Raw genomic sequence first — 6915 nt, 5'->3', positions numbered from 1 at the left:
GGCCGACTCGCCAGCGATGCCGCCCTCAGGGCGCCCGCCGGCAGACCCCTGCCCACCGAACCGCGGCTCACCGTGCACGGCACCGCCGCGGGCCGGGTCACCCTCACCCGGCACCTCGCCGCCCTGCGGCCCGGCCGGTACGGCCTCTCCGGCGACGGCGTCCACGCCGTCGTCGGCCCCGTGCTCGCCGGGGCGTCGGACACCGCCGACACCGTCGTCCGACGGCTGGAGAGCGTGACCCGCGGCGCCCTGGAACCCGGCAACCAGGTACGGCTCACCCCCGGCCTGCACATCGGCGACCCCGGGACCGCCCTCGGGCTGGACCACGCCGACGTCCCGGTGGCGGGCGAACTCGGCCCCCTGCCCGCCTGGTTCGTGCCCGGCCCGCGCGACACCTGGGTGATCACCGTGCACGGCCTCGGCGCCGGCCGGGAACACACCCTGAACGTGATGGGGTTCCTGCACCGCCTCGGCTTCCCCGTGCTCGCCCCCGCCTACCGCGGCGACCGCGGCGCCCCGCGCTCCCCGGACGGCCTGAACCACCTCGGCGAGACCGAGTGGCGGGACCTCGACGCGGCGATCCGCCACGCGGTGGACAACGGCGCCCGGCAGGTCGTCCTGCACGGCTGGTCCACCGGCGCGACCATGGCCCTGCGCGCGGGCGCGCGCTCCGGACTGCGCGAACGGGTCGCGGGATTCGTCCTCGACTCCCCGGTGCTCAGCTGGGAGGCGACCCTGCGCGCGCTCGCCGCCGCCCGGCACACCCCCGGCGCGCTGCTGCCGCTCGCAGTCCGCGCCGCCCAGGGCCGCACCGGCCTCTACGGTGACCGCCGCACCGACGCGGTCCGGCTGGACCGGGTCGGGGTGCCCGCCCTGGTCTTCCACGGGCCCGGCGACACCGTCGCCCCCTGGTCCCTGTCCCGCCGGCTCGCCGCCGCCCAGCCGAACACGGTCACGCTGCGCACCGTCCCGGACGCGCCGCACGGCGCGATGTGGAACGCCGACCCCGCCGCCTACGAGGAGTCCCTGCGCCGCTTCCTCACCCCGTTCATGTGACACCGCGCGGGGCCACCGGACACCGGGGCGGGCAAACCGACCGCGCACCCCGTCCCGAGGCCCTGCCCCCGCACCGTTCAAAGGCGTACGACTGGCCAGATTTCCCCCCTCGGTGACGCGTCGCGGACGGTGCTCCGGCCTCCTCCCAGCCCACCCGGGGCCCTCCGTTTGGGATTTCGGACCGTCACCCGCAAGACTGCACTCGTGACGTCCCGTATCCCGCGCGACTCCAGGCTTCGACTCGTTGGCCCGCGACCCCTGGCCGCCGCCCCTCAAGTGATGCACCAGCGGCGCCCGCGCCGCCCGGCGCCCCGCCCGCCGGAGGGCACTCCGGCGCGGGCCGAGCTGGCCGGAATGGCACGCTCCGGTCTGGCCGGTGCGGCCCGGATCGCCCGCTGGGCGGACACCGCCCTCGGCCCCGGCAGGGGCAGCCCGGCGGGTGACGGCAAGGCCACCCTCTCCGACGCGAGCGCCGAACGCGCCGCCGCCGACCTCGGCCTGACCACCGCACAGGTCCGCGCCGACTGGGACACCGCCCGCCTCGCCGGCCTGGTCGAGGTGCACGGCGACAGCGCGCGCCCCGGCTGGCGGCTGCGGGCCTGGAACCGCGACGACAGCGCCGTACTGCGCGGCTGGGTGGCGCTGTTCGACGCCTGGTCGCTGGCCGTCCCCGAGCCGGAGGGCCAGGAGCCCGCCGCCGTCGCCGAGGTCGTCTCGGCCATGCCGCAGGTGCTCTCCTTCCTCCAGCTCTCCGCGGGCCCCGTCCCCGTGCCCCAGCTGCTCGACCTCCTCCAGCAGCGCGTCACCGAACTGCGCACCGCGCGCTGCGAGATCGACTACGCCGCCCAGAGCGAGCCGGACGGGCCGGACGAGCCGGACGGGCCGGGGGACACCCGCGCGTCCCGGCTCCGCCTCGCCCCCGCAGCCCCCGGGCCCGCCGACGACGGGCCCGCCCCGCTGGAACCGCTCCTGGACTGGGCCCTGCGCGCCCTCGCCTCCGTCGGAGCCCTCACCTACGGCGGCGGGCACGCCACCCTCACCGCCCTCGGCAGCTGGGCGGTCTGGGTCAAGCTGGAGCAGATCTGCGTCGCCGCGCAGAGCCCCGCCGGCAACATCGAGCAGGGCGCCGACGACATGCTCCGCGGCTGCGCCCAGCTGCGCCCCAACGCGGCCCGCGCCGAATACCGCGCCTGGCTGGCCGCCCGCCCCGTCGGCAGCGCCGTCACCGAACTGATCGCCGCCGCCCGCGGCGAGGACGCCCTGCTGCGCGGCCTCGCCTTCGAGGCGCTGCGCGTGGTCGGGGCGCCCGCCGAGCCCGAGGTGCGCGCCGTCGTCGACGATCCGACCCTGCGCCCCTACGCCCTGCTGTGGCTCGCCGAGCACGACGGCGCCGACCCCGAGGACGCCCACGAGATCCTCACCCGCGAGGAGGCGACCTGGCTGTGGGTCGACACCGCCGCCGCGGTCGCCGACCACGGTGAGGCGCCGCTGCTGGTGCGGCACCTGGAGTCCGCGGTGCAGCCGACCGTCCCCGCGCTGCTCACCGAGGTCCGGGCGGTCGGGCACCCGCGCACCGTGCAGGTGCTGGTCGCGCTCGCCGCCGCGCACCCCGACCCGGCGCTGGCGAAGGCCGTCCGCCGGGCCGCCTTCCAGGTGCACACCGGAGGCTGACCGGCTCCGGCCGGTACCGGCCGGCCGGGCCGCAGGACGGCGGGCGTCAGCCCTTGATCTCGGGGGCGTACGTGCCGAAGCTCCAGATGTTGCCCTCGAGATCACGGGCCATGTAGTCCCGGGAGCCGTAGTCCTGGTCGGTCGGGGGCATCAGGATCTCCGCGCCGTGCTCCACCGCGCGGCGGTGGTGCGCGTCCACGTCGTCCACCACGATGTACGCCGCGGCCGGGCCCGCGTCCTTCATCGCGGTGTCGAAGGCGCCGCCCCGCCCCTTCGACCCGAGCATCACCATGCCGTTGCCCTGGGCCAGTTCCGCGTGCGTCACCACGCCGTCCTCGCCCTCGTACACCGCCAGGTCACGGAACCCGAAGGCCTCCGTGAGCTGCCGGATCGCCGCCTTCGCGTCCGCGTACAGCAGCGTGGGGACGATCGTCGGACGCGCTCCGTCCGTGCTTGCCATGGAGATCACTTCCCTGGGTCTCGTAGCCGGAAAAGTCACTGGTTGTCCATCTGCCGCCCAGTGTGACACCGGCCACTGACAAGGCCCGGCGGCCCGCCGGACGGGCGCGGTCGAACACCCGCACGCAGAAAAAGTGGTTGCGGGGTCCCGTTAGAATGGCCCGCATGGCCATTCTCCTCGCGCATTAGACGGCGGGACCGTCCTCAGCCGCCCACCGCCACCCTTCCCCCCGCTCGTGAACCTGCCCGAGCCGGGGCCCCAACGCCCGGGAGTCTGTCCGTGATCTCCGCCTCCGGCATCGAGCTGCGCGCCGGTGCCCGTGTCCTTCTCGAGAGCGCCACCTTCCGCGTCGCCAAGGGCGACCGCATCGGCCTGGTCGGCCGCAACGGCGCGGGCAAGACCACCCTCACCAAGGTGCTCGCCGGCCAGGGCATCCCCGCTGCCGGCACCGTCACCCGCTCCGGCGAGGTCGGCTACCTCCCGCAGGACCCGCGCACCGGCGACCTCGACATCCTCGCCCGGGACCGCATCCTCTCCGCGCGCGGCCTGGACGTCCTCATCCGCAAGATGCGGGAGAACGAACAGCGCATCGCCAACGGCCAGGGCGCCACCCGCGAGAAGGCGCTGCGCCAGTACGAGCGGCAGGAGACCGAGTTCCTCACCAAGGGCGGGTACGCCGCCGAGGCCGAGGCCGCCACCATCGCCGCCGCGCTGAACCTCCCCGACCGGGTGCTGGGCCAGCCGCTGCACACGCTCTCCGGCGGTCAGCGCCGCCGTATCGAGCTGGCCCGGATCCTGTTCTCGGACGCCGACACCCTGCTGCTCGACGAGCCGACCAACCACCTCGACGCCGACTCGATCGTCTGGCTGCGCGACTACCTCAAGACCTACCGCGGCGGCTTCATCGTGATCTCCCACGACGTCGACCTGGTCGAGACGGTCGTCAACAAGGTGTTCTACCTGGACGCCAACCGCGCGGCCATCGACATCTACAACATGGGCTGGCGGCTCTACCAGCAGCAGCGCGAGGCCGACGAGAAGCGCCGCAAGCGCGAGCGGGCCAACGCCGAGAAGAAGGCCGCCGCGCTGAACGCCCAGGCGGACAAGATGCGGGCCAAGGCCACCAAGACGGTCGCCGCGCAGAACATGGCCCGCCGGGCCGAGCGGCTGCTGTCCGGTCTGGAGGAGGTCCGCCAGTCCGACAAGGTGGCCAAGCTGCGCTTCCCCGAGCCGGCGCCCTGCGGCAAGACGCCGCTGATGGCCGAGGGCCTGTCGAAGTCGTACGGCTCGCTGGAGATCTTCACCGACGTCGACCTGGCCATCGACAAGGGGTCCCGGGTCGTCATCCTCGGTCTCAACGGCGCCGGCAAGACGACCCTGCTGCGCCTCCTCGCGGGCGTCGAGCAGCCCGACACCGGCGCCGTCGTGCCCGGTCACGGGCTCAAGCTGGGCTACTACGCGCAGGAGCACGACACCCTCGACCAGGAGCGCACGGTGCTGGAGAACATGCGCTCCGCCGCCCCCGACATGGACCTGGTCGAGGTGCGCAAGGTGCTCGGCTCGTTCCTGTTCTCCGGCGACGACGTCGACAAGCCGGCCCGGGTGCTCTCCGGCGGGGAGAAGACCCGCCTGGCGCTCGCCACCCTGGTGGTGTCGTCGGCGAACGTGCTGCTCCTCGACGAGCCCACCAACAACCTCGACCCGGCCAGCCGCGAGGAGATCCTCGGCGCGCTGCGCACGTACCAGGGCGCCGTCGTCCTGGTCACCCACGACGAGGGCGCCGTCGAGGCGCTCCAGCCGGAGCGGATCATCCTGCTCCCGGACGGCGTCGAGGACCTGTGGGGCGCCGACTACGCCGATCTCGTCGCGCTCGCCTGAGCACGCCCGGTGAGCGTCCGGCCACCCGCCGTCGGTGCGGGGGCCGGACGCTGCCGTGATCCACTGCGTATGGATCATTCGGCCCATCGGTGATCCACCATCTGTGTGAGATCTCCTCATCCCGGGGTGTGTCCTACACGGATTTCGCGGCCGCGTGCGCCAGGGGCCGCGACTCGGCCGTGGCGCCTTTCTGACCAGGAACTTCGCGGAGGAACCCGTTCGGCGGTGTCGTGGGCACCGCTTGGAATTCGTCATTCCGTTTGTGGGGACGTGCTCCCGTCGTCACAACCTTGTCTCACCGACCTTGCCGAATGGGTGGCCATCGGGCCCGGTAGGGGTGATCATGAGAAGACCAGAGCGCACTTCCCATGAGGAGGCACGGGTGGCCGAGACTCTGAAGAAGGGCAGCCGGGTGACCGGCGCCGCGCGCGACAAGCTCGCGGCAGACCTGAAGAAGAAGTACGACGCCGGTGCGAGCATCCGGGCGTTGGCCGAGGAGACCGGCCGCTCGTATGGCTTCGTGCACCGCATGCTCAGCGAGTCGGGCGTCACGCTCCGAGGGCGTGGCGGGGCGACGCGGGGCAAGAAGGCCTCGTCGGCCTGACCCCCGGCGCCCCACAGCACCGATGGTGGCCACCCGGTCGGCCGACTGACCGGCCGGGTGGTTACTGTGCAGTCACTTAGGCGTGCCGCGGTCCGGGACCCACCCCGTCGCACGGCACGCGAGACGACCGCACCCATCGGAGGCGCCCCATGGCTTCGCCCGCCCAGGACCTCGGTCCGGTACTCGACAAGGACGGCGTACGGCTCACCGTGGACGACGCGATCGCCACGGTGACGCTGACCAACCCCGCGAAGCGCAACGCCCAGAGCCCCGCCCTGTGGCGCGCGCTGACCGAGGCGGGCCGGCTGCTGCCGGGCTCCGTCCGGGTCGTGGTGCTGCGCGGCGAGGGCAAGTCCTTCTCCGCGGGGCTCGACCGGCAGATGCTCTCGCCCGAGGGCATCGAGGGCGAACCGTCGTTCGTCGACATGGCACGCGGCGACGAGGCCGCGCTCGACGCGATCATCGCCGAGTACCAGGAGGCGTTCACCTGGTGGCGGCGCAGCGACCTGGTGTCCGTCGCCGCCGTGCAGGGCCACGCCATCGGCGCCGGCTTCCAGCTCGCCCTCGCCTGTGACCTGCGCGTCGTCGCCGACGACGTGCAGTTCGCCATGCGCGAGACGAGCCTCGGACTGGTGCCCGACCTGACCGGCACCCACCCCCTGGTCGGCCTCGTCGGCTACGCCCGCGCGCTGGAGATCTGCGCGACGGGACGGTTCGTCCTGGCCGAGGAGGCCGTCAACACCGGGCTGGCCAACCTGGCGGTGCCCGGCGACGAACTCGACGCGGCGGTGCGCGACCTGGCGGCGGCGCTGCTGGCCGCGCCCCGGGACGCCGTCATCGAGACCAAGGCGTTGCTGCGCGGCGCGCTGGACCGCACGTACGAGGAGCAGCGGGTCGCCGAGCGGGCCGCCCAGGGGCGCCGCCTGCGCGACCTGGCGGGCCTCGGCGACTGACACCCCGGCCGGCCGTCCCGGCCCCGGCGGCCGCTCAGTGGGCGTCCGTGACCAGGACGGCCACCGTCGGGCGGTCCGGGAGCGTCTCCCGCACCGTCGCGCGGACCGTCCGGGCCACGTCCAGTGCCCGGTGCCCGGCCGTCACGGCGAGGTCCACGCGCACGTGACGGTGCGACAGTGCCGCCTGGCCCGGTGGTGTCACCGTCAGCCGCACCGGGCGGCCGGGCGTGCCGGTCAGCCGGGCGACCCCCGCGACGGCGAGGACCGCTAGGGCCACCCGCCGCTCGTCGCCC

The 6915-nt window shown here is 74.3% G+C and carries 6 protein-coding genes and 1 pseudogene; 5 read left to right on the top strand and 2 right to left on the bottom strand.

Features of this window, described 5'->3' with window-relative positions:
• Together G3I53_RS10795 and G3I53_RS10790 are read left to right on the top strand one after the other, a co-directional pair.
• A partial coding sequence (locus tag G3I53_RS10795; RefSeq protein WP_164438274.1) for a prolyl oligopeptidase family serine peptidase occupies positions 1-1056 on the top strand: 1056 nt, incomplete at its 5' end.
• Between the two features lie 354 nt (positions 1057-1410).
• A complete protein-coding gene (locus G3I53_RS10790; protein WP_164438273.1) occupies positions 1411-2727 on the top strand; it encodes a hypothetical protein in 1317 nt (438 codons plus the stop codon).
• Between the two features lie 46 nt (positions 2728-2773).
• Here the strand turns inward: G3I53_RS10790 and G3I53_RS10785 are convergent, their stop codons facing one another.
• On the bottom strand, positions 2774-3187 hold the full coding sequence (locus tag G3I53_RS10785; protein WP_164338139.1) for a VOC family protein: 414 nt from the start codon (positions 3185-3187) through the stop codon (positions 2774-2776).
• 279 nt (positions 3188-3466) lie between these two features.
• Here G3I53_RS10785 and abc-f point away from each other — a divergent pair, with 279 nt between their 5' ends.
• From abc-f to G3I53_RS10770, 3 genes are all read left to right on the top strand, one after another.
• The gene (abc-f, locus tag G3I53_RS10780; protein ID WP_164338140.1) at positions 3467-5065 is read left to right on the top strand and encodes a ribosomal protection-like ABC-F family protein; all 1599 of its coding nucleotides are present in this window, start codon (positions 3467-3469) and stop codon (positions 5063-5065) included.
• A 382-nt stretch (positions 5066-5447) separates the two neighbouring features.
• The gene (locus G3I53_RS10775; protein ID WP_030404458.1) at positions 5448-5669 is read left to right on the top strand and encodes a helix-turn-helix domain-containing protein; all 222 of its coding nucleotides are present in this window, start codon (positions 5448-5450) and stop codon (positions 5667-5669) included.
• A 149-nt stretch (positions 5670-5818) separates the two neighbouring features.
• The gene (locus G3I53_RS10770) at positions 5819-6622 is read left to right on the top strand and encodes an enoyl-CoA hydratase/isomerase family protein (protein ID WP_164438272.1); all 804 of its coding nucleotides are present in this window, start codon (positions 5819-5821) and stop codon (positions 6620-6622) included.
• A gap of 34 nt (positions 6623-6656) precedes the next feature.
• On the opposite strand, the pseudogene G3I53_RS10765 reads toward G3I53_RS10770, so the two are convergent.
• A pseudogene (locus G3I53_RS10765) lies at positions 6657-6915 on the bottom strand (nucleopolyhedrovirus P10 family protein); the annotation flags it as partial.

The sequence above is a fragment of the Streptomyces sp. SID14436 genome, from assembly GCF_010548465.1.
Lineage (GTDB): Bacteria > Actinomycetota > Actinomycetes > Streptomycetales > Streptomycetaceae > Streptomyces.
The sequence above is the reverse complement of the archived record's forward strand: the minus strand, read 5'-3'. Positions and strand labels throughout refer to the sequence as shown.

What these genes read in the sequence shown, in the direction of transcription:
- G3I53_RS10785 (WP_164338139.1), bottom strand. Translation starts at nt 3,187, where the DNA reads ATGGCAAGCACGGACGGAGCGCGTCCGACGATCGTCCCCACGCTGCTG.
- G3I53_RS10790 (WP_164438273.1), top strand. Translation starts at nt 1,411, where the DNA reads ATGGCACGCTCCGGTCTGGCCGGTGCGGCCCGGATCGCCCGCTGGGCG.
- G3I53_RS10770 (WP_164438272.1), top strand. Translation starts at nt 5,819, where the DNA reads ATGGCTTCGCCCGCCCAGGACCTCGGTCCGGTACTCGACAAGGACGGC.